This is a genomic window from Psychrobacillus sp. FSL K6-4615, assembly GCF_038008225.1.
Taxonomy (GTDB): Bacteria; Bacillota; Bacilli; order Bacillales_A; family Planococcaceae; genus Psychrobacillus; species Psychrobacillus psychrotolerans.
Genome location: NZ_JBBOYQ010000001.1, coordinates 35,532 through 56,431 on the forward strand (window position 1 = coordinate 35,532; position 20,900 = coordinate 56,431).

The 20,900-nt window shown below is 36.6% G+C and carries 24 protein-coding genes and 1 rRNA gene; 24 read left to right on the top strand and 1 reads right to left on the bottom strand.

Annotated elements, in window-relative coordinates; all coding sequences use genetic code 11:
• Positions 1 to 149 precede the first annotated feature (149 nt).
• The 11 genes from rrf (at position 150) to rsmI (ending at position 7,760) form a co-directional block, all read left to right on the top strand.
• Positions 150 to 265, top strand: a 5S ribosomal RNA gene (gene rrf / locus MKX53_RS00145).
• A gap of 318 nt (positions 266 to 583) precedes the next feature.
• Positions 584 to 2,005, top strand: coding sequence for an aminotransferase class I/II-fold pyridoxal phosphate-dependent enzyme (locus MKX53_RS00150; RefSeq protein WP_340908231.1), 1,422 nt, complete (start codon positions 584 to 586; stop codon positions 2,003 to 2,005).
• Positions 2,006 to 2,007: 2 nt separating this feature from the next.
• Positions 2,008 to 2,649, top strand: coding sequence for a dTMP kinase (gene tmk / locus MKX53_RS00155; protein WP_340908232.1), 642 nt, complete (start codon positions 2,008 to 2,010; stop codon positions 2,647 to 2,649).
• Between the two features lie 44 nt (positions 2,650 to 2,693).
• Positions 2,694 to 3,023 (top strand): cyclic-di-AMP receptor, encoded by a 330-nt coding sequence (locus MKX53_RS00160; RefSeq protein WP_093276576.1) that lies wholly within the window; start codon positions 2,694 to 2,696, stop codon positions 3,021 to 3,023.
• 24 nt (positions 3,024 to 3,047) lie between these two features.
• On the top strand, positions 3,048 to 3,488 hold the full coding sequence (locus tag MKX53_RS00165; protein ID WP_340908234.1) for a YaaR family protein: 441 nt from the start codon (positions 3,048 to 3,050) through the stop codon (positions 3,486 to 3,488).
• A 136-nt stretch (positions 3,489 to 3,624) separates the two neighbouring features.
• Complete coding sequence (gene holB / locus MKX53_RS00170; RefSeq protein ID WP_340908236.1) at positions 3,625 to 4,632, top strand: DNA polymerase III subunit delta'; 1,008 nt, start codon at positions 3,625 to 3,627, stop codon at positions 4,630 to 4,632.
• A complete protein-coding gene (locus tag MKX53_RS00175) occupies positions 4,625 to 5,455 on the top strand; it encodes a PSP1 domain-containing protein (protein ID WP_093538624.1) in 831 nt (276 codons plus the stop codon). Before holB ends, MKX53_RS00175 begins: the two co-directional genes overlap by 8 nt.
• 12 nt (positions 5,456 to 5,467) lie before the next feature.
• Positions 5,468 to 5,821 (top strand): DNA replication initiation control protein YabA, encoded by a 354-nt coding sequence (yabA, locus tag MKX53_RS00180; protein WP_175496343.1) that lies wholly within the window; start codon positions 5,468 to 5,470, stop codon positions 5,819 to 5,821.
• A gap of 64 nt (positions 5,822 to 5,885) precedes the next feature.
• Positions 5,886 to 6,632 (top strand): tRNA1(Val) (adenine(37)-N6)-methyltransferase, encoded by a 747-nt coding sequence (locus MKX53_RS00185; RefSeq protein WP_340908238.1) that lies wholly within the window; start codon positions 5,886 to 5,888, stop codon positions 6,630 to 6,632.
• On the top strand, positions 6,619 to 6,882 hold the full coding sequence (locus MKX53_RS00190; protein WP_093538627.1) for a GIY-YIG nuclease family protein: 264 nt from the start codon (positions 6,619 to 6,621) through the stop codon (positions 6,880 to 6,882). Before MKX53_RS00185 ends, MKX53_RS00190 begins: the two co-directional genes overlap by 14 nt.
• Positions 6,882 to 7,760: a 16S rRNA (cytidine(1402)-2'-O)-methyltransferase gene (rsmI, locus tag MKX53_RS00195; protein WP_340913184.1), complete on the top strand. Its 879-nt coding sequence runs from the start codon at positions 6,882 to 6,884 to the stop codon at positions 7,758 to 7,760. Before MKX53_RS00190 ends, rsmI begins: the two co-directional genes overlap by 1 nt.
• Positions 7,761 to 7,927: 167 nt before the next feature.
• Here the strand turns inward: rsmI and MKX53_RS00200 are convergent, their stop codons facing one another.
• A complete protein-coding gene (locus MKX53_RS00200; protein ID WP_093538628.1) occupies positions 7,928 to 8,203 on the bottom strand; it encodes an AbrB/MazE/SpoVT family DNA-binding domain-containing protein in 276 nt (91 codons plus the stop codon).
• 343 nt (positions 8,204 to 8,546) lie between these two features.
• Between MKX53_RS00200 and metG the strand changes: the two genes are divergently transcribed.
• From metG to MKX53_RS00265, 13 genes are all read left to right on the top strand, one after another.
• Positions 8,547 to 10,502, top strand: coding sequence for a methionine--tRNA ligase (gene metG / locus MKX53_RS00205; protein WP_340908241.1), 1,956 nt, complete (start codon positions 8,547 to 8,549; stop codon positions 10,500 to 10,502).
• 186 nt (positions 10,503 to 10,688) lie between these two features.
• Positions 10,689 to 11,459 carry a TatD family hydrolase gene (locus MKX53_RS00210; protein WP_093538630.1) on the top strand — a complete coding sequence of 257 codons (771 nt, stop codon included), beginning with the start codon at positions 10,689 to 10,691 and terminating at the stop codon, positions 11,457 to 11,459.
• 118 nt (positions 11,460 to 11,577) lie between these two features.
• The gene (locus MKX53_RS00215) at positions 11,578 to 12,789 is read left to right on the top strand and encodes a ubiquitin-like domain-containing protein (RefSeq protein ID WP_340908243.1); all 1,212 of its coding nucleotides are present in this window, start codon (positions 11,578 to 11,580) and stop codon (positions 12,787 to 12,789) included.
• An 85-nt stretch (positions 12,790 to 12,874) separates the two neighbouring features.
• Positions 12,875 to 13,435, top strand: coding sequence for a ribonuclease M5 (gene rnmV / locus MKX53_RS00220; protein WP_340908245.1), 561 nt, complete (start codon positions 12,875 to 12,877; stop codon positions 13,433 to 13,435).
• Positions 13,436 to 13,438: 3 nt separating this feature from the next.
• Positions 13,439 to 14,317 (top strand): 16S rRNA (adenine(1518)-N(6)/adenine(1519)-N(6))-dimethyltransferase RsmA, encoded by an 879-nt coding sequence (rsmA, locus tag MKX53_RS00225; protein ID WP_340908247.1) that lies wholly within the window; start codon positions 13,439 to 13,441, stop codon positions 14,315 to 14,317.
• A gap of 154 nt (positions 14,318 to 14,471) precedes the next feature.
• Positions 14,472 to 14,735: a biofilm formation stimulator Veg gene (gene veg / locus MKX53_RS00230; RefSeq protein WP_093538634.1), complete on the top strand. Its 264-nt coding sequence runs from the start codon at positions 14,472 to 14,474 to the stop codon at positions 14,733 to 14,735.
• Positions 14,736 to 14,861: 126 nt separating this feature from the next.
• Positions 14,862 to 15,035: a small, acid-soluble spore protein, alpha/beta type gene (locus MKX53_RS00235; RefSeq protein WP_093538635.1), complete on the top strand. Its 174-nt coding sequence runs from the start codon at positions 14,862 to 14,864 to the stop codon at positions 15,033 to 15,035.
• Positions 15,036 to 15,368: 333 nt separating this feature from the next.
• Complete coding sequence (ispE, locus tag MKX53_RS00240; RefSeq protein WP_340913187.1) at positions 15,369 to 16,235, top strand: 4-(cytidine 5'-diphospho)-2-C-methyl-D-erythritol kinase; 867 nt, start codon at positions 15,369 to 15,371, stop codon at positions 16,233 to 16,235.
• A 55-nt stretch (positions 16,236 to 16,290) separates the two neighbouring features.
• Complete coding sequence (gene purR / locus MKX53_RS00245; protein ID WP_340908249.1) at positions 16,291 to 17,142, top strand: pur operon repressor; 852 nt, start codon at positions 16,291 to 16,293, stop codon at positions 17,140 to 17,142.
• Positions 17,120 to 17,491 (top strand): RidA family protein, encoded by a 372-nt coding sequence (locus MKX53_RS00250; protein ID WP_093538637.1) that lies wholly within the window; start codon positions 17,120 to 17,122, stop codon positions 17,489 to 17,491. The genes purR and MKX53_RS00250 overlap by 23 nt, the downstream gene beginning before the upstream one ends.
• Before the next feature lie 489 nt (positions 17,492 to 17,980).
• On the top strand, positions 17,981 to 18,268 hold the full coding sequence (gene spoVG / locus MKX53_RS00255; RefSeq protein ID WP_340913189.1) for a septation regulator SpoVG: 288 nt from the start codon (positions 17,981 to 17,983) through the stop codon (positions 18,266 to 18,268).
• A gap of 210 nt (positions 18,269 to 18,478) precedes the next feature.
• Positions 18,479 to 19,849 carry a bifunctional UDP-N-acetylglucosamine diphosphorylase/glucosamine-1-phosphate N-acetyltransferase GlmU gene (glmU, locus tag MKX53_RS00260; RefSeq protein ID WP_340908252.1) on the top strand — a complete coding sequence of 457 codons (1,371 nt, stop codon included), beginning with the start codon at positions 18,479 to 18,481 and terminating at the stop codon, positions 19,847 to 19,849.
• 22 nt (positions 19,850 to 19,871) lie between these two features.
• On the top strand, positions 19,872 to 20,831 hold the full coding sequence (locus MKX53_RS00265; protein ID WP_093538639.1) for a ribose-phosphate diphosphokinase: 960 nt from the start codon (positions 19,872 to 19,874) through the stop codon (positions 20,829 to 20,831).
• Positions 20,832 to 20,900 lie beyond the last annotated feature (69 nt).

The window sequence follows — 20,900 nt, forward strand, 5'->3', positions numbered from 1 at the left end:
TGAACAAGCACTCTATTTTACATGAGGGTTTCAAGACACGAGTAATTCGAGGAAACAATTGAGAGAGGAAAGGAACATACTACCGTATGTGACTGACCGAACGAATGAAGTTGACGAAGAAGTACGATGTGTATTGGAAGCCGAAAGAGTCTAGTGATGATGGCGAAGAGGTCACACCCGTTCCCATACCGAACACGGAAGTTAAGCTCTTCAGCGCCGATGGTAGTTGGGGGTCTCCCCCTGTGAGAGTAGGACGTCGCTGGGCACCAAAAAGAAGTCGTTACCGAGTTATATCGGTAACGACTTCTTTTTTCTATACTGAATCAAAAAAATAGACGACCATGGTCCAACCTTTACTAATGAAGTACTATACCCTGTATTGATTGGAGTGCCCGTGGAAGCGTCCACCTACTTGTATATGCTCTACACTACCTAAGATTGAAAGTGTGTTGAAACGGAAACAAGGAGTATTTTTCATTTTTTCCTCTCTTATGAATCCAGTGTTTGCAGGACACTTTTTAAACTTAAGGACAATTCATGTATAATAGAGAAAGAAATTAGAACGTATTGTGAGGTAAATATAATGCAAGAAAAAAGACCATTAGTTGAGGCATTGGAGCAATTTCATAAGAAAAAGTCGATTTCTTTTCATGTGCCTGGACATAAACATGGACTTTTATCCAATCTACCACAACTTATTAGCAATTCGATGCAATATGATTTAACTGAGTTAGATGGATTAGATGATTATCACCATCCAAAAGAAGCAATTAAAGAAGCAGAAGAGTTACTTACTAGACTATATAACACCAATGACAGTTTCTTTTTAGTAAATGGAACGACTATTGGAAATTTAGCTATGATATATGCAACTTGCCAGTACGGTGAACAAATTATTGTGCAACGGAATGCGCACAAATCTATTTTTCATGCAATTGAACTGGTGGGCGCAGAGCCAATTTATGTATCACCTATATGGGATGAACATAGTAAGACGGCATCATATGTACCATTAGAGGTAATTGAAGAAGCAATTCAACAGTATCCTTTTGCTAAAGCAGTTGTCCTAACCTATCCAAACTATTATGGAGTTTGTTCTCGGGACTTAGAGGAGATCATTAACCTATGTCATAGTCTGGAAATGCCTGTGCTAGTAGATGAGGCACATGGCGCACATTTCCAGTCAAATAAAGAGTTTCCAAAGTCAGCTTTGTTATATGGAGCTGATGTGGTTGTCCAATCAGCTCATAAAACACTACCTTCGCTAACAATGGGTTCATATATACATATTCGCTCTCACTTGATTGAAAGTAAGAGAGTTAATAAATACTTAAGAATGTTACAATCCAGTAGTCCTTCCTATTTAATCTTAGCCTCTCTTGATGATGCAAGAAGTTATGTGGAAAGATATAGCCCGATGGATTATAAACAGTTGTTGGATAGAAGAGAAGTGTTTATAGATGCATTAGAAACTATACCATTAATAGAGGTAGTCCAAGTAGACGACCCCTTAAAACTGTTAATACGAGTCGGAAAATATTCTGGGTTTCAAGTGCAGCAAGCTTTTGAAAAACAAAATATATATGTTGAGCTTGCTGATATATATCAAGTCTTGCTTATTCTTCCTTTACTAAAAGTAGAACATGAATTTCCGTTTGCAGAGATTAGAAAACGAATGAAATATGCTGTAGAGGACTTAAAAAAAGAGACTCCAGAGTATACGAGTAGCACACTTTACATGGAACAAAAAACTATTTCTACCTTACAGATGCATTTAGAACTAGTCAATGAGAAACAAGGAGAATGGATTCCTTATGCAAGGTCAATCGGTAGGATAGCCAAGGGGATGATTGTTCCCTACCCCCCTGGGATTCCACTACTTCTACCAGGGGAAAAAATTACTGTTCCCATTCTAACCGAATTAGAGGTATGGATTGAAAAAGGTGCTTCATTTCAAGGGGAGCATCAATTAGAAGAAAAGTTAATATATGTTGTGGAGGAGTAACTGTGCAAAAAAAAGGGTATTTTATAACAAGTGAAGGTCCAGAAGGTGCAGGAAAAACAACTGTTATGAATTTATTGGGTGAACGACTAATAGATGAAGGCTACGAGGTAGTAATGACTCGGGAGCCTGGTGGTATTATGATTTCTGAAAAGATTCGGGACATAATCTTGAATAATGAGCATACAATGATGGAAAGCCGTACAGAAGCACTATTATATGCTGCGGCTAGGAGACAACATTTAGTAGAGAAGGTTCTTCCAGCGTTAGCAGCTGGGAAAATTGTGATTTGTGATCGATTTATTGATAGTTCCTTGGCATATCAAGGGTTTGCTCGTGGTATTGGCGTAGAAGAGATATGGGCTATTAATAAGTTTGCTATCGGAGACACAATGCCAGAAAAAACATTGCTATTTGATATTGATCCAGCAGTAGGACTAGCTAGAATAAATGCTCATACGGAACGAGAAAAAAATCGATTAGATGTAGAAAATTTAGCATTCCATCAAAAAGTACGGGCAGGTTATTTGTCATTAGTTGAAAAATACCCGGAACGTATACAAGTAATCGATGCCTCACAAACAATTGAGAACGTTTTAGACGAAACATATGTAATCATCAAACGTGAGTTAGAAATAATTAGATAATTCGTGGTATAATAAAGAAAAAATATTAATAGGGGTGAGTATCGATGAAATTGATAGTAGCGGTAGTTCAGGATCAGGATAGTAATCGGTTGTCTAATGCATTAACAAAGGCAAAGTTTAGAGCAACAAAACTGGCGAGTACAGGTGGTTTCTTAAGATCTGGGAATACTACATTTCTAATCGGTACCGATGATTCTCTAGTTGCTTCAGCTTTAGAGCTTATAAGAGATAATTGTAGAGCGAGAGAGCAGATGGTAGCGCCTGTGTCTCCAATGGGGGGAAATGCAGATTCGTATATTCCTTATCCTGTTGAGGTTGAGGTTGGAGGGGCTACAGTATTCGTACTCCCAATTGAACAATTCCATCATTTTTAATAATGAAGGAAGGAGAAGTAAACAGTGAAGATTAACCAAGATATGCGAGTCGGCATAGATAATATACGAAAAGACGCTATGCAGAATGGAAATCAGTCAGTAAAATTTGGCCAAATGATTATAAAACAAGAACAACGCATGCAGACAGATACGATGACAAGACTACTAGGAGACATTTCCACAGCTGGAGATCGTCTCGCACGTTCCCGCAACTTACGTGATATGGCAAAATTTAAAATGCTTATCCGAAAATTTTTACACGAAGCCGTAGATTTTGGAATGGGGTTAAAGCAGTCCCATACATGGAATCGTTTCGGTGAAGGTAGAAAATTGAAACTTGTTGAAACAATCGACGAAAAATTAGTTGAATTGGCAGAAGAAATCTTAAACCAAGAAAAAAGTTCAATAGACTTATTGGATAAAATTGGGGAGATAAAAGGATTACTGATCAATTTATACACGTAAGTTTCCCGTGTTTTCGCTTACTGCGAAACGCGGGATTTTTCACAAGAAAGTATATACTTACACGAAGATTGCTGCAGAAAAACAAGTTGTTTCTTACATAAGTAATTTTTCTTTTCTATAGAAAGAGGTGAAGGTTATGGAAAACTGGTCGATAGAGGATGTAGAAAGATTACAACCTACCGTAGTTAAACAAATTCAAACAATTGTCTCTAAAAACCGAATCGGACATGCCTATATTCTAGAAGGGGCTAAAGGAACTGGGAAAGTGAAAGTAATGCAATTTTTCGTTCAGCTTCTTTTTTGTGAAAGTCCCGTAAATAATGTTCCATGTGAAACATGTCGATCATGTAAAAGATTAAAATCCTTCAATCACCTTAACTATATGCAACTAGAACCGGATGGTCAGTTTATAAAAAAGGGACAAGTAGATGAACTGGTTCATGCTCTAAGTAAAACAACTATTGAAAAGCAAAGAAAAATATATGTAATACATCATGCAGATCAACTAAATGCAAGTGCTGCAAACACATTATTAAAGTTTTTAGAGGAACCTCAAAGCGAGATAACGGCGATTCTTTTAACAGATAAAATGCATGCATTACTTCCGACTATTCGATCAAGATGTCAGCATTTAAGTTTATCTCCAATGCCAACTGCTATCTTAAAACAGAAGTTAATACAAGAGGGAATCACTGACTCCATGGCATCTACAGTTTCTAAAATGACGAATCAAGTAGAAGAAGCAATTAACTTGGCGAAAGATGAGCAGTTTGGACTTGTAAGGAAATCAGTGTTAAAATTGGTTGAAGCGAATGGAAGAAGTGTTCAGGATGCATTGATGTGTATTCACGAAGATTTTGGACCTTTGCTCAAAGAGAAAGAGCAGGCTGAACAAGCGTTAGATTTACTACTATTTGCATATCGTGATATAGTAGCTATAAAAGCAAGTCCCATCGCAGATTGTACTTTTCCAGATATGATTTCTTATTGGAAACAAATTGCTCTGCAAACAACGTATGAGCAATTATCAAAGCAATTAGAAATGATTTTACATGCAAAACAAAACTTGCATAAAAATATGAACCGGACACTGATGATGGAGCAGTTAATGCTTAACCTGCAGGAGGGATTTACTTTTGTATAATGTTGTAGGAGTCCGTTTTAAAAAAGCGGGTAAAATATATTATTTTGATCCAGTAGAATTTGCTTTAGTGAAAGATGATTATGTAATCGTCGAAACAGCTAGAGGCGTAGAGTATGGTAAAGTTGTAGTTCCGATTAAGCAAGTTGAGGAACATGACGTTGTGCTTCCTCTAAAACAAGTAGTTAGGCCTTCTACTGATAAAGATCGCATCCAAGTAGAGGAAAATAGATTAGAGTCAGCCCAAGCTCTTGCACTAGGGACGGAAAAGATTATCGAAAGAAACCTAGAAATGAAGCTGGTAGATGTTGAGTATACATTCGACCGAAATAAGATTATTTTTTATTTTACCGCAGAAGGTCGCGTAGACTTCCGAGATTTGGTTAAAGATTTAGCATCCGTATTTAGAACTCGTATTGAGCTTAGACAAATTGGAGTTCGTGATGAAGCGAAAATGTTAGGTGGCATAGGTCCTTGTGGCCGAATGCTTTGCTGTTCAACATTTTTAGGTGATTTCGAGCCGGTTTCTATAAAAATGGCAAAAGATCAAAACCTATCACTTAATCCATCTAAGATTTCTGGATTATGTGGACGTCTGATGTGCTGCTTAAAGTATGAGAACGATGAATATGAAACTGCTAGAGAACAGATGCCGGATATTGGAGATAAAGTTGAAACTCCTGATGGCTTAGGTCGAGTAGTAAGTATGAATATTTTAGAGCGAGTTTTACGTATAGAGTTACCTGATCCACAACGTGTTCTAGATTATACGTTAGAAGAAATTACAAACCATGCGACAAATCAAGTGCAATGGTCGGGGCAATGAGGTGAATGTGTGATGGACCGCAATTTTTTTGATACAATTATAGATTTTGAAAAACAATTAGAGTCCACGCAGCTGCAATTTCGCGCTTTAAAAGAATTTGTGGCGATAATGGTTGAAGAACGTGAAGCGCTACAACAAGAGAATAATCATTTAAGACAACGACTCGATGAAATACATGAAAAAGAAGCAATGATTGAGAAATTACGAGATGAGAAATTGCATAAACTTGATGTAGGAGAGGGCCATGATAATCTAGCTCGGCTATACCAAGAAGGCTACCATGTGTGTCACGTTCATTTTGGAAGTTCTCGTAAAGAAGAAGATTGTCTATTTTGTCTTTCATTTTTAAACAAACAAAACATCTAAACAATTGACTGATGCCACTCCATAAGTGGGTGTCAGTCTTTTGTTTTGCTTGGGGGTAATAAATATGGAACAATGGTTAAAGGATGACGAACGACTAGATTATTTGTTGGCAGAAGATTTACGTATTATTCAAAGTCCTTCTGTCTTCTCTTTTTCTTTAGATGCAGTGTTGCTAGCAAGGTTTGCATATGTACCGATGAAAAGAGGTAAAATCATCGATATTTGTTCAGGAAATGGAGCAATTCCATTATTTTTAAGCGCGCGAACAAATGTAGAAATTATTGGAGTGGAATTACAAGAAAGATTAGCAGATATGGCTACGAGAAGTGTTCAATTTAATAATCTGACCAACCAGATTACTATTGTGGAAGCTGACGTTAAAGGGATTGCGAGAGAGCTTGGTTCAGAAAAGTTTGATGTTGTTACTTGTAATCCACCTTATTTTCCAGCTCATGAGGCAAGTGAGAAAAACTTAAAAGAGCATTTAGCAATTGCCCGACATGAAATTCACCTTACTCTAGATGAAGCGGTTCAATCAGCTAGTGAATTATTAAAACAAGGTGGAAAAGCTGCTTTTGTTCATCGTCCCGGGAGACTTTTAGATATCGTCACTGCAATGAGAGCGAATCGTTTAGAACCAAAGCGAATCCGCTTCGTCTATCCAAAAGAAGGAAAAGAAGCTAATACGTTGTTAATAGAAGGTATAAAGGATGGAAAATCTGATTTGAAAATACTAGCACCTCTATACGTGTATGGAGACGATGGTAAATACACGCAAGAAGTTAAAGAGATGCTGTATGGAAAAGAGTGAAAAACAGCATACTTTTTACGTCTTGGAATGCAAAGATGGATCTTATTATGCCGGTTATACAAATGACCTAGCGAAAAGAGTGAAGGTACATAATGAAGGCAAGGGAGCAAAATATACTCGAGCCAAACGGCCAGTCACTTGTATATACAGTGAATTGTATGAAACTAAGCAAGAGGCTATGCAAGCTGAATATGCATTTAAGCAGCTGACGAGAAAACAAAAAATAACATATATGGGGGCAAGTAAATGATTAAATCTCAGAAATCGACCGAACACGAACAGGGTAGCTGCTTGTATTTAGTTGCAACACCCATTGGTAACTTAGAAGATATGACGATGAGGGCTATTCGCATATTAAAAGAGGTAGATATTATTGCAGCAGAGGATACAAGAAATACCAAGAAACTGTGTAACTACTTTGAAATTTCTACACCACTGTTAAGTTATCATGATCATAACTTACAAGTTGGTGGAGAAAAATTATTAGAATTATTAAGAGAAGGTAAAAGCATAGCATTGGTTAGTGATGCGGGTCTTCCTTGTATTTCTGATCCTGGAGCAGATATTGTTGCTAAAGCAGTTCAAGAAGGTTTTGCGGTTGTACCAATCCCGGGTGCAAACGCTGCATTAAGTGCACTTATAGCATCCGGACTTTCGACACAGCCCTTTTTCTTTTATGGCTTTTTAAGTCGAAATAAAAAAGAAAGAAAAGCAGAAATTGAAAAGTTGCAAAAAAGACAGGAATCCGTGATTTTATATGAGTCACCACACCGTTTAAAAGAATCATTACGGGATATGCAATCTATAATGGAAGGAACTCGCAAAATCGTATTAGCACGCGAGCTAACAAAGAAGTTTGAAGAGTTTTTAAGAGGTACAATTGACGAGGCTGTTGAGTGGGTGGAGCAGGCAGAGATACGGGGAGAATTCTGTATTGTTTTAGAAGGGAACGAAGAGGTTTCAGAAACAAGTGATGAAGCACAATGGTGGTCAGAACTCACCTTAGAAGAGCATGTGGATCGCTTAATAGCAGAGAAACAATATACTTCAAAAGAAGCTATTAAAGAAGTTGCGATTCAAAGAGGACTGTCTAAACGAGAAGTATATCAAAACTACCATGTAGAATAGAAAATTGTACGCCTAGGTGAGCCCCCCGACGTTCTTCTGAGAAGAGTTTTGTGGAGGAATAAGATCATAGGATCTACTCTTTATTCTATTTAATTATAAAAAAACCGCAAACTTAGTTAAGTTTGCGGTTTTTACAAAAATTATATGTAACTATTGGAATTTCAAAATTACTTAATGTTATTTTGAATCTCTTTAATTAGTAATTCTGCACCTTCTGGGCTTAAAATCAGTTTTCCACCAACTAGACGTAGGTTGTCATCTGATACTTCACCAGTTACAGCACAAGTCATATTTGGCATATATTTTTTTAGAATGATTTTATCATCATCTACGTAAATCTCTAATGCGTCTTTTTCAGCAATACCAAGCGTGCGACGTAATTCAATTGGAATAACTACACGACCTAATTCATCAACCTTACGTACAATACCTGTAGATTTCATATGAAAATTATTCTCCTCTCAAGAGTGCATATTTTTCGCCAAGATTCGACATAAACCTCTTTTATGTAATATATCATACCAAGTACTCCCATTTCCGTCAATAATTAATGCTTTAGCGAAAGAGAGAGCAACGATATAAATTTGATAATAAGTCTATTTTTTGTTAAAAAAATGCTTATTTATTATGTAAATAGGAATTATTTTGATATATTATCTATTTTTTTGAAATTAATTATTTTATAATTATCGTTCGACAAGACTGTATAAATGAATTGATTGAAACAAACTCTTCATTTAGATAGAATAAAGAATAAAGAGAATCAACATTGGAGGCATCTTTACATTGAAAGATCAACAGAAAACATTCTATATAACAACGCCGATTTATTATCCGAGTGGAAAATTTCATATTGGTACCGCATATACAACCGTTGCTTCCGATGCGATGGCAAGATATAAAAGACTTAGAGGGTATGAAGTTCGTTTCTTAACCGGAATGGATGAGCACGGTCAAAAAATCCAAGAAAAAGCTCAAGAAGCGGGAAAAGAACCTCAAATTTATGTAAATGAAATTGCAGAGGCTGCAAAAAATGTTTGGGCTTTAATGGATATTTCCTATGATGATTTTATCCAAACAACGGAAGAACGTCATACAAAAGTAGTGGAAAAAATATTCCAGAAGTTCTTGGATAATGGAGATATTTACAAGGGAGAATATGAAGGATGGTATTGTACACCTTGTGAATCCTTTTTCACCGAGACTCAGTTATTAGAAGGAAACTGTCCAGATTGCGGTCGTCCAGTTCAAAAAGTAAAGGAAGAATCATACTTCTTTAATATGAAAAAGTATGCTGACCGTTTGTTGAAGTATTATGAGGAAAATGTAGATTTTATAGAGCCAGAATCTAGAAAAAATGAAATGATCAATAACTTCATTAAACCAGGTTTAGAAGATTTATCGGTATCAAGAACATCCTTCGATTGGGGTATAAAAGTGCCTAGCGATCCAAGACATGTAATCTATGTGTGGGTAGATGCTTTAACAAATTATATTACTTCATTAGGTTATCTATCAGATGATGATTCCTTATTCCAAAAGTTCTGGCCTGCGGATGTTCATGTAGTAGGTAAAGACATTGTCCGTTTCCACACAATCTATTGGCCAATATTCCTAATGGCTTTAGATTTACCGCTACCTAAAAAGATTTTTGCTCATGGATTTATCATGATGAAAGACGGTAAAATGTCTAAATCCAAAGGAAATGTCGTTTATCCAGAAGTGTTAGTGGAACGTTATGGATTAGATGCAACACGCTATTTCCTATTGCGCGAACTTCCTTTTGGTCAAGATGGGGTATTTTCTCCAGAGTCTTTCGTAGAGAGAACAAACTTTGACCTTGCAAATGACTTAGGAAATTTGTTGAATAGAACTGTTTCGATGATCAATAAATACTTTGATGGTAAAATTCCAGTAAATCTAAGTGAAACAACCGAGTTTGATGCAACTCTCCAGAACTTTGCCAAAAGCACAATCGATAAATATCAGGAAAATATGGAGAATATGCAGTTTAGCTTAGTACTTGGAGATTTATGGGCTTTAGTTTCACGCACTAATAAGTATATTGATGAAACTCAACCTTGGGTACTTGCGAAAGATGAAACTACTCGAGGACAATTAGCGTCTGTTATGACTCATTTGGCAGAAAGTCTTCGTCAAATTGCAACACTAGCTCAACCCTTTATGACCAATAGTCCAAAACAAATTGCAGAGCAACTTGGTTTTACTGAGGATTATTTAAAATGGGACAATTTAGGATCATTTAATGTTATTAATGACGGTATAACAGTTATAAAAACAGGGGTTCCTATTTTCCCGAGACTAGATGTTGAAGTTGAAGTAGCTTATATTCGTGAACAAATGCTAGGTTCAGTTCAAACTCCTCAGGAAGAAGAAAAAGAAGAGGAACCTAAGGTAGAAGAAATAACAATTGATGACTTTTTTAAAGTAGACTTACGCGTTGCAACAGTATTATCTTGTGAAGCAGTGCCTAAAGCGGATAAATTATTAAAGTTGCAATTAGATATGGGGTATGAAAAGCGTCAAGTAATTTCAGGTATTGCACAGCATTTTAAACCGGATGAGGTTATTGGTAAAAAAGTAATTGTAGTAGCAAATCTCAAACCAGTGAAGTTAAGAGGAGAGTTATCTCAAGGAATGATTCTTGCTGGTGAAAAAAATGGTTATCTGACTTTAGCTACAGTAGATGAAAATCTTGAAAATGGCGCTCAAGTGAAATAAATTTCTAAATAGACCTGTCATTTTTAGACAGGTCTATTTTTATTCATATAATATTTTGGAATACTATTTAATACATTGCATATTACTGTAACCCTTATTAGAGAAAAGGACAATTTGAAGAAAGTATTACTAAAATAGTATTAAAAAGAGTGTAATTTAACCTATAAAAGGCAGGGAGTAGTTCATATGTTTATCGATACACATGTACATTTAAATGCAGATCAGTATGAAGAAGATTTACAGGAAGTGATTGATCGTGCTTTGGAAGCTAATGTAAAAAAAATGGTCGTTATTGGGTTCGATCGTATCACAATTGAAAGAGCTATGAAGTTAGTGGAAGAATATTCTTTTATCTATGCTGTAGTTGGATGGCATCCTGTCGATGCGATTGATTGTACAGAAGAAGATTTAAGATGGATTGAAGAACTTGCGGCACATGAAAAGGTTGTAGGCATAGGGGAAATGGGACTGGATTATCATTGGGATAAATCTCCTAAAGATATTCAACAAGAGGTATTTCGGAAACAAATAAGGTTGGCTCAAAAAGTAAAATTACCAATTATTATTCATAATCGCGACGCAACAGAAGATGTGATTCGTATTTTACAAGAAGAAGAAGCGTATCTTACAGGAGGTATCATGCATTGTTTTGGGGGAAGTGTTGAAACAGCAAAGCAATGTATAGATATGAATTTTATGATATCACTTGGAGGACCTGTAACGTTTAAAAATGCAAAGAAACCTAAAGAGGTTGCAGCAGAAATTCCACTGGAGTATTTGTTGATCGAAACAGATGCACCATATCTAGCTCCGCATCCACATCGAGGAAAAAGAAATGAACCCGCACTTGTACCACTTGTTGCCGAGGAAATAGCGCGGTTAAAAGGAATTTCAATTGAAGAGGTCGCTGAAGCAACCACCAAAAATGCAGAAAGGTTCTTTAATTTAGCAAAGTAAAAAAGCGTTAATTAAGAGGTGTATAATTTATACCTTTTAATTAGCGAGTTAACCTAATCGGTTGACAAGCTCTTTGGGACTCTATATAATCACTTCAGTGAACAAGGAGGCGTTTTTCATGTTACATAATCCCATGAAAAATCTGTTCTTTAATTCATTGAGGAGCAAGCAAACCTTAGTAAGTATAGTATCTTTACTATTGTTTCTTGCAGTGATTTCTTTCGTTTTATTCGAAGGAACAAAGAAAACTGTTGCTTTAACAGTTGATGGCAAACAACAAGAAATATTAACGCATGCAAATACAGTTGGTGAATTATTAAAGGATCACAAAATAGTAGTAGCCAATGAAGACTTTTTACATCCCTCAGTGAACACTTCAATCGAAAATAATTTATCGATTGAGTGGGAGCAGGCAAGACAGATAAAAATATCAGTAGACGGAGAAATTCAAACTCTTACAACTACTGAAGATTTAGTTTCAGAAATACTCGCGAAGGCTAATGTTGCAGTTACTGAACATGATGCAATAACACCTGCTGCAGATGCAGAGGTTGGACCTGATAACAATATTGCTATTGAAAAAGCATTTGAAATAACGCTTTTAGATGGTGGTGAAGAGAAGAAGGTACGGTCCACTTCGACTACGGTCGCTGACTTTTTAAAACAACAAAACATTCAATTGAGTGAATTCGACCGAGTAGAACAGAAAATGGATGAATCAATAGCTCCTAATTCTATAATACAAGTAGTGCGAGTAGAAAAGGTCACCGATGTAGTTGAGGAAGCAACAAACTTTGCTGTAGAAACGAAAAAAGAAGACTCGCTACTAAAAGGGAAAGAAAAAGTAGTACAACAAGGTGTAAATGGAACGGTTTCACGGACTTATGAAGTAGTGAAAGAAAATGGTAAAGAGATTTCTCGTAATATGATGAGTGAGAAGATAATTAAAGAACCCACTAAAAAAGTAGTGGCAGTTGGAACGAAAGTAATGACTGCTAGTGTTTCGCGTGGAACAAACTCAGCAGCAGCTCCATCTGGAGGGAAAGAGTTTTATGTAACTGCGACGGCATATACTGCTTATTGTAATGGCTGTTCTGGCGTAACTGCGACAGGGATGAATTTGAAGACTAATCCTAATTTGAAGGTTATTGCCGTAGACCCTAGTGTTATTCCACTGGGTTCAAAAGTATGGGTAGAGGGCTATGGTCATGCGGTAGCTGGGGATACTGGGGGAGCTATCAAAGGGAATAAGATTGACCTTTTCATGGCTTCTAAATCACAGGCATATGACTTCGGTCGTAAAAAAGTACGTGTAAAAGTTTTAAACTAATGTTATAGCTTTCCCTTTCATTGATTGGGAGAGCTTTTTTGCGTTATGATAGCTATAGCAAAAAGAAAGAGAAGAGGAAAACCGGTTGCAAATAAAAGAAATAATAGTTGTAGAAGGAAAAGATGATACAACTGCCATAAAACGTGCTGTAGAGGCAGATACTATTGAAACGAATGGTTCAGCCATTTCTAAAGAAACGCTTATGAAAATAAGTCATGCTCAAGATAAACGTGGCGTCATTGTCTTTACTGATCCTGATTATCCAGGAAGACGTATTCGTGCTATTATCGAAGAACAGGTTCCGGGTGTAAAACATGCATTTTTATCCAAGGAAAAAACGATTGCGAAAAACGGCAAGGGTTTAGGGATTGAACACGCGAAAGATGAAGATATTCGTACTGCTCTTTCTAATGTTTATACCCCAAAATCAGACACAGAAACGTTTTTAGAAATCCCGTTGTCTATTTTAATAGACGGACAACTAATAGGTCATCCCCATGCGAAGGAAAGAAGAACAAGGTTGGGTGAACTATTGAAAATAGGCTACACTAATGGAAAACAGCTACAGAAACGACTATCTATTTTTCAGATTAGCCAACAGCAAGTGGAAGAAGCGATAGCACAACTCAATATGGAGGAAAAATAAAATATGCAAAAAGATATAGCTACACCAATACGGACACAAGAGATATTAAAAAAATATGGTTTCTCATTCAAAAAAAGCTTAGGGCAAAACTTTTTAATAGATCCAAATATATTACGTAATATTGTCAGTCATGCAGATCTTACGAAGGATTCGGCAGCAATTGAAATTGGGCCTGGAATTGGAGCATTAACAGAGCATCTAGCAAGAGCAGCAGGAAAAGTGGTTGCATTTGAAATCGACCAAAGGCTGCTACCAGTTTTAGCAGATACTTTATCTCCATATGACAACGTAGATGTTATTCATGCAGATATTTTAGAAGTAGATGTGAAACAAATTTTTGAAGAACAGCTTCAAGATTACAAAGACGTTATGGTGGTTGCCAATTTACCTTACTACGTTACAACTCCAATATTATTGAAACTTTTAATGGATCGTCTACCTATCCGTGGGTTGGTGGTCATGATGCAAAAGGAAGTAGCTGATCGAATCACGGCATCTCCGGGAACGAAAGCATACGGATCACTATCTATTGCTATTCAGTACTATATGCAAACAGAAATCGCAATGATTGTTCCAAAAGCAGTGTTTATGCCACAACCAAATGTTGACTCAGCGGTTATAAAACTTACTCGACGTGAGGTGCCACCGGTTCAAGTCATTGATGAAGAGTTTTTATTTAAAGTTTCTCGTGGTTCTTTTGTTCAACGAAGAAAAACGATTATTAACAATCTACAATCATCCCTTCCTAATGGAAAAGCTAAGAAGGATTTAATCATCCAAGCGCTAGAAAAAGTAGGGGTGGATCCAACGAGACGTGGAGAAACTTTAAGCATTGAGGAGTTCGGGAAATTATCCAATGAACTATATGCAGAATTTCATTAATGCTACTTGTTACAAAATAAGTAATATTTATAAAAAAAATGAGCACCTCAAACAAATAAAAACGTTGACAAGTATGCATAATGATTGATAAAATATTTTGTTTGACAAAAATATAAAAAGGTGGTAAGATAGTTATTAGTGAGGTGTATGCGAAATGACAAAAACTTTAGCTGATATTAAGAAGTCATTAGATCATCATTTAGGCAAACGTTTGCAATTAAAAGCAAACGGAGGACGTAAGAAAACAATTGAGCGTGCAGGTGTACTTAGAGAGACATATCATGCAGTATTTGTTATCGATTTAGATCAAGATGAAAACTCTTTTGAACGTGTATCTTATAGTTATGCAGATGTTTTGACTGAAGCAGTAGAAATCACTATTTTTGACGAAGCAAATAATTTAATAGTTGTAAAATGATATTTAGAACTTTTATTTTTTTATAATTTTAAAAACCCCTTTTCTATTTTATTAAATAGAAAAGGGGTTTTCTTTTGATTTGTGGACATACTAAAAAAGCTAGTTGTTCCAAAGGAGGATTCACCTATGTCTAGAAAAGGGATAATGTCTAAAGAATTAAAAGAAGAGATAGCCAAAGATCTTGGATTTTATGATGTAGTCAAAACCGAGGGCTGGGGAGGAATTAAATCACGTGATGCAGGTAATATGGTAAAACGAGCAATTGAAATGGCCGAACAGCAAGCAAGATCACCAAAGTAAATAATCATTTACCGAAATTAACGTAAAAATGCGCACGAGAAGAAACTAAAGAGCAACTAGCAAAAAGAAAAGGCGGAGAAATCCGTCTTTTCTTTTAATGTATAAGCACATTTAAGAGGGGTAGATCTAATGTGCTTACCCTTTTAAATGTCTATTGTGTAATTCACATTGATAGAAGAAGTAAGTAATCTCATAGATTATAAATAAGCTTCACTTCCTTTCTACTCCTTCCCTAGGTTCTATCAAAGAAGAGAAGCTTAATCTCACTTCCGTATTCCTTATACACTGTGTTAAAATAGGGGACAACATATTTGGGGGAAGGAGCAGATGGAAATGTATTACGTAAAAGCACCTGCTAAAATAAACTTAACATTAGATGTATTACATAAGCGTCCAGATGGTTACCATGAAGTTGAAATGATTATGACTACCGTGGATTTAGCAGACCGTATAGGACTAGAGGTAAGAGAAGATGGAGCAATACATATATTATCAGTAGATCGCTTTGTTCCAAACGATCATCGGAATTTAGCATATCAAGCTGCAAAGATTCTAAAAGAAACCTATCGAGTGAAAAAGGGAGTTTCTATAACAATCGAAAAGAATATACCTGTAGCCGCTGGTCTAGCGGGTGGTAGTAGTGATGCAGCTGCCACTTTAAAAGGGCTCAATATTATTTGGGAATTAGGTCTTTCCCTGGACGAGCTTGCTCAAATTGGCACCAAAATAGGTTCAGATGTGCCGTTTTGTGTGTATGGAGGTACCGCTTTAGCAACCGGAAGAGGAGAGCGAATACAAGAACTTCCTTCGCCTGCTAATTGCTGGATCATTCTTGCTAAGCCGACGCTAGGGGTATCTACTGCAGATATTTACGGAAATTTAAAAGTAAATGAAATAAAACATCCGAATACTACTAAAATGATAGAATCTATTCAACAAAAAGACTTTGATCTAATGTGCGCTTCCGTCGGAAACGTATTGGAGGATGTAACACTTAAGCTATATCCAGAGGTTGCTGTTTTAAAAGAGCAAATGAAAAGATTTGGAGCGGACGCTGTATTAATGAGTGGAAGTGGTCCAACTGTATTTGGAATAGTTGATCATGAGACAAGAGTCCAGAGAATATATAATGGGCTTCGCGGATTTTGCGATGAAGTATATGCAGTTCGATTAATGGGAGATCGGGAACCACTTGCTTAAAACCGGATGTTTGTGTTAAGTTTTCTATAAAACATTCGTCTTTGGAGGTGATAGTTTGAAATGGAAAAGAAGTGAACGGCTTGTAGATATGACTCAATATCTTATGGAGCATCCACATAAATTAATCCCTTTGACATACTTTGCTAATTTATATCAATCTGCTAAGTCTTCTATAAGTGAAGATTTAACCATTGTAAAAGAAACATTTGAAGCGAGAGGTAGAGGCTTGCTTGTCACTGTTCCTGGAGCGGCAGGTGGAGTCAAGTTTATCCCAACAGTAGCAGAAGAAGATGTACTAGAAATAGCGGAAGATTTGATGACACAACTTTCTAAAGTGGATCGGTTGTTACCAGGTGGTTATTTATATATGACGGACCTGTTAGGAAACCCGTCACTTATGAATAAGATCGGTAAAGTATTCGCATCTGCATTTGCGAATTCGAAAATTGATGCCATCATGACGGTAGCTACTAAAGGTATTCCAATTGCACATGCTATAGCAAGACATTTAAATGTACCTGTAGTCATTGTTCGAAGAGATAGTAAAGTAACAGAGGGTCCAACGGTAAGTATTAATTATGTGTCTGGCTCAGCACGACGTATTCAAACAATGGTTCTTTCTAAAAGAAGTATGGAAAAAGGGCGACGTGTCTTAATCACGGATGACTTCATGAAAGTCGGAGGAACTATTAATGGCATGAAGAGCTTGCTAGAAGAATTCAATTGTGAGTTAGCTGGTATAGCTGTACTAGTAGAGGCAGAGCATCAAGGGGAACAATTAGTTGATGATTATTTATCTCTAGTAAAGCTTCACGAGGTAAATGAAAAAGATGGAACAATTGCTTTAACACAAGGAAATTACTTTGAGAAAGGTGGCAAATTAAATGAAAGCAGTATCAACAACTAATGCACCTGCAGCGATCGGTCCATATGTACAAGGGATGGTTGTGAATGGAATGTTTTACAGTTCAGGTCAAATTCCGTTAACATCTGCAGGAGAAGTGGTAGAGGGCTCTATTACAGAGCAAACAGCTCAAGTATTTGCTAATTTAGAGGCAGTTTTAACAGAAGCAGGCTCTTCCTTGTCTCAAGTAGTAAAGACCCTTGTCTTTTTAAAAGACATGAATGATTTTGCGGAATTTAACGAAGCTTATGAGAAGCATTTTAACGGTCACAAGCCTGCACGTTCTGCGGTAGAAGTTGCGAGACTACCAAAAGACGTAAAGGTAGAAATAGAAGTAATTGCAGTAGTATAAAAGTAGATGAAAGGTGTTTCCTCGGAAACGCCTTTTTTGATATAGGAAAACACCATAATATTACTGAAAAAGGGATGCTAGTTGGTTGTGACGACAGTCGCATCCAACTAGCATCCCTAAGTTCTATATCGAAATGGTTGTCTAAAGTACCTCGAAAAGGGGATAAACTGGTTTCGCTCTAAAGGAGCAGGTGTCTTTCGTTTTAAGGGACTTGTAAGAATGAATAATCAGTTGACTGTCTTCCGTTCAGGTGGATTCTTTCCTTGAGAGGTGCCTAAGTCTCCTCGATTTGCTGTGGAGTTTTTGCTTAACGCTTTTTTCACTTCTGGATTTTTCTTACTTGTTTGATTATAATCTCCATTTGTATCGTTTTAGAATTAATAATTTAAAATATTTAAAATATTTCTTGCAAAAAGAAGGAATTCAGAAGTTTTTGTGGAATAACAAATGAAAGAGATATTTGCAACTTTGAAAAAGGGTGGTGAGAGAATGGAAGTAACAGACGTAAGATTACGAAAAGTGACTACTGATGGTCGTATGAGGGCTATCGCTTCCATTACACTGGACAATGAGTTCGTTGTCCATGATATTCGTGTAATAGATGGAAATAATGGCTTGTTTGTAGCAATGCCAAGCAAAAGGACAACAGAAGGCGAGTTTAGAGATATTGCTCACCCTATTAACGTAGGAACACGTACAAAAATTCAAGATGCTATTCTTTATGCCTATCATTTAAGTAATGAAGTAGAAGAAAAAATTGGAGAGCCAACTGTATAAGGGCAAGTAAAACCATTTCTTTGAGAAATGGTTTTTTTATGTCGATTTCTCAAACATTAGTAAAACTAGTATAGATTAGTCGATTCTTTAAGAAATTCAAATATATTACTTGTTTTGTCATGTATTTGTCAAGAGATATTTCCTTGAAATATTGCTTCATTTCGGCTATAGTCAAAAGAGTAAATTAGCCCACTGGAGGGAACTTGAAAAATGACAAATACTTATGCGGTTGTATTAGCAGCTGGTAAAGGTACACGTATGAAGTCTAGTTTATATAAAGTATTACATCCTGTATGTGGGAAGCCAATGGTAGAACATGTAGTAACAAACATGGAACTACTTGGTGTAAAAAAAATCGTCACAATCGTAGGGCACGGAGCAGAAGAAGTACAACGTCGACTAGGCGAAAGAAGTGAATATGCTTTACAAGAAAAACAGTTAGGAACTGCTCATGCAGTCTTACAGGCAGAAGAAGTGTTAAAGAACTTATCTGGAACAACTATTGTTATCTGTGGTGATACGCCACTAATTACAGCAAAAACAATGAGTGATTTGTTGGAGCATCATAAATCTACAGGAGCAAAAGCAACAATTTTAACAGCTATTGCAGAAAATCCCACAGGTTACGGTAGAGTTATTCGTTCTGTAGATGGGAATGTTCAAAGTATTGTAGAGCAAAAAGATGCTACAGTAGAGGAACAACTTGTACGTGAGATTAACTCGGGAACATATTGTTTTGACAACGAAGCACTATTTAAATCATTAAAGCTAGTTAATAATAATAATTCTCAAGGCGAATACTATTTGCCGGATGTCATAGAAATCTTACAAAAAGAAAACGAAATCATCTCAGCGTACGCGGCAGATGAATTTGAAGAAATATTAGGGGTGAATGATCGCATCGCATTATCTCAAGCAGAAGAGACTATGCGTTTACGTATTGCCCAACACCATATGCGTGAAGGGGTTACAATCATCGATCCTAGAAGTACATATATCAGCAGTGAAGCTATAATTGGAGCAGACACTGTCATTCAACCTGGAGTTATCATTGAAGGTAAAACAACCATTGGTATGAACTGTACAGTTGGTCCGAATAGCCATATAGTATCAAGTACTATAGGTGATGAAACGACAATACATTCGTCAGTAGTATTATCCAGCGAAGTTGGGGACCATACCTCTATCGGTCCGTTTGCTCATATTCGACCGCAATCAGATGTCGGCAATGACGTGAAGATTGGTAACTTTGTTGAAGTGAAAAAGTCAACAGTTGGCAACGGAAGTAAAATCTCTCATTTAAGTTATATGGGTGACGCTTCAATTGGAACTAATGTTAATGTGGGTTGTGGAACAATTACAGTGAATTATGATGGAAAAAATAAATTTACCACAACAATTGAAGATGATGCATTTGTTGGATGTAATTCAAACTTAATAGCACCAGTGACTATTGGAAAAAAAGCTTATGTTGCAGCGGGTTCCACTATTACAAAGGATGTACCTGGTGAAGCACTTGCAATTGGAAGAGCACGACAAGAGAACAAAGATGGCTATGTGAACAAACTAAACATAAAATAACCCATTATCCAGGAGGACAATCATGCCAGAACAATATGCAAATTCGAAGTTGAAAATTTTCACACTAAATTCCAATAGGGAATTAGCGGAAGAAATCGCAAAAGAAGTAGGAGTACCTCTAGGTAAAAGTACAGTTACTAGATTTAGTGATGGTGAAGTACAAATCAATATCGAAGAAAGTATTCGTGGATGCGATGTATTCATTGTTCAGTCAACTTCAGGTCCTGTAAACGAACATATTATGGAACTATTAATAATGCTTGATGCTCTAAAACGTGCTTCAGCTCGTACAATTAGTGTAGTGATTCCTTATTACGGATATGCACGTCAAGACAGAAAAGCACGTGCTCGTGAACCAATCACTGCTAAACTTGTAGCTGATCTATTAACAACTGCAGGTGCGACTCGTGCAATTGTACTTGATTTACATGCTCCACAAATCCAAGGATTCTTTAATATTCCAATTGATCATCTAGTTGCAGCACCAATTTTATCTGACTACTTCCTAGGTAAAAACTTTGACCCGGCAGAATTGGTAATCGTGTCTCCTGATCACGGTGGTGTTACTCGTGCTCGTAAGATGGCAGATCGCCTTAAAGCACCAATTGCTATTATTGATAAACGTCGTCCTCGTCCGAATGTGGCAGAGGTTATGAATATCGTAGGTAATGTTGAAGGGAAAACGGCTATTCTAATAGACGATATTATTGATACAGCTGGAACTATCTCTATTGCAGCAGCAGCATTGATGGAAAGTGGAGCGAAAGAAGTTTATGCTTGCTGTACGCATCCAGTATTATCCGGTCCTGCTATTGAACGTATAGATAACTCAGTTATTAAAGAACTAGTTATTACAAACTCAATCCAATTATCGGATGATAAAATGTCACCGAAGATTAAAGAATTGTCAGTTGCTAAATTACTAGGCGATGCAATTGTACGTGTTTTCGAACAAAAGTCAGTTAGTACATTGTTTGATTAATGTTTCTAAAATGTTTGAACTTTCCTGAAGATGGGTATTTATATTTATAGAACGCAATTCAGGAGGATG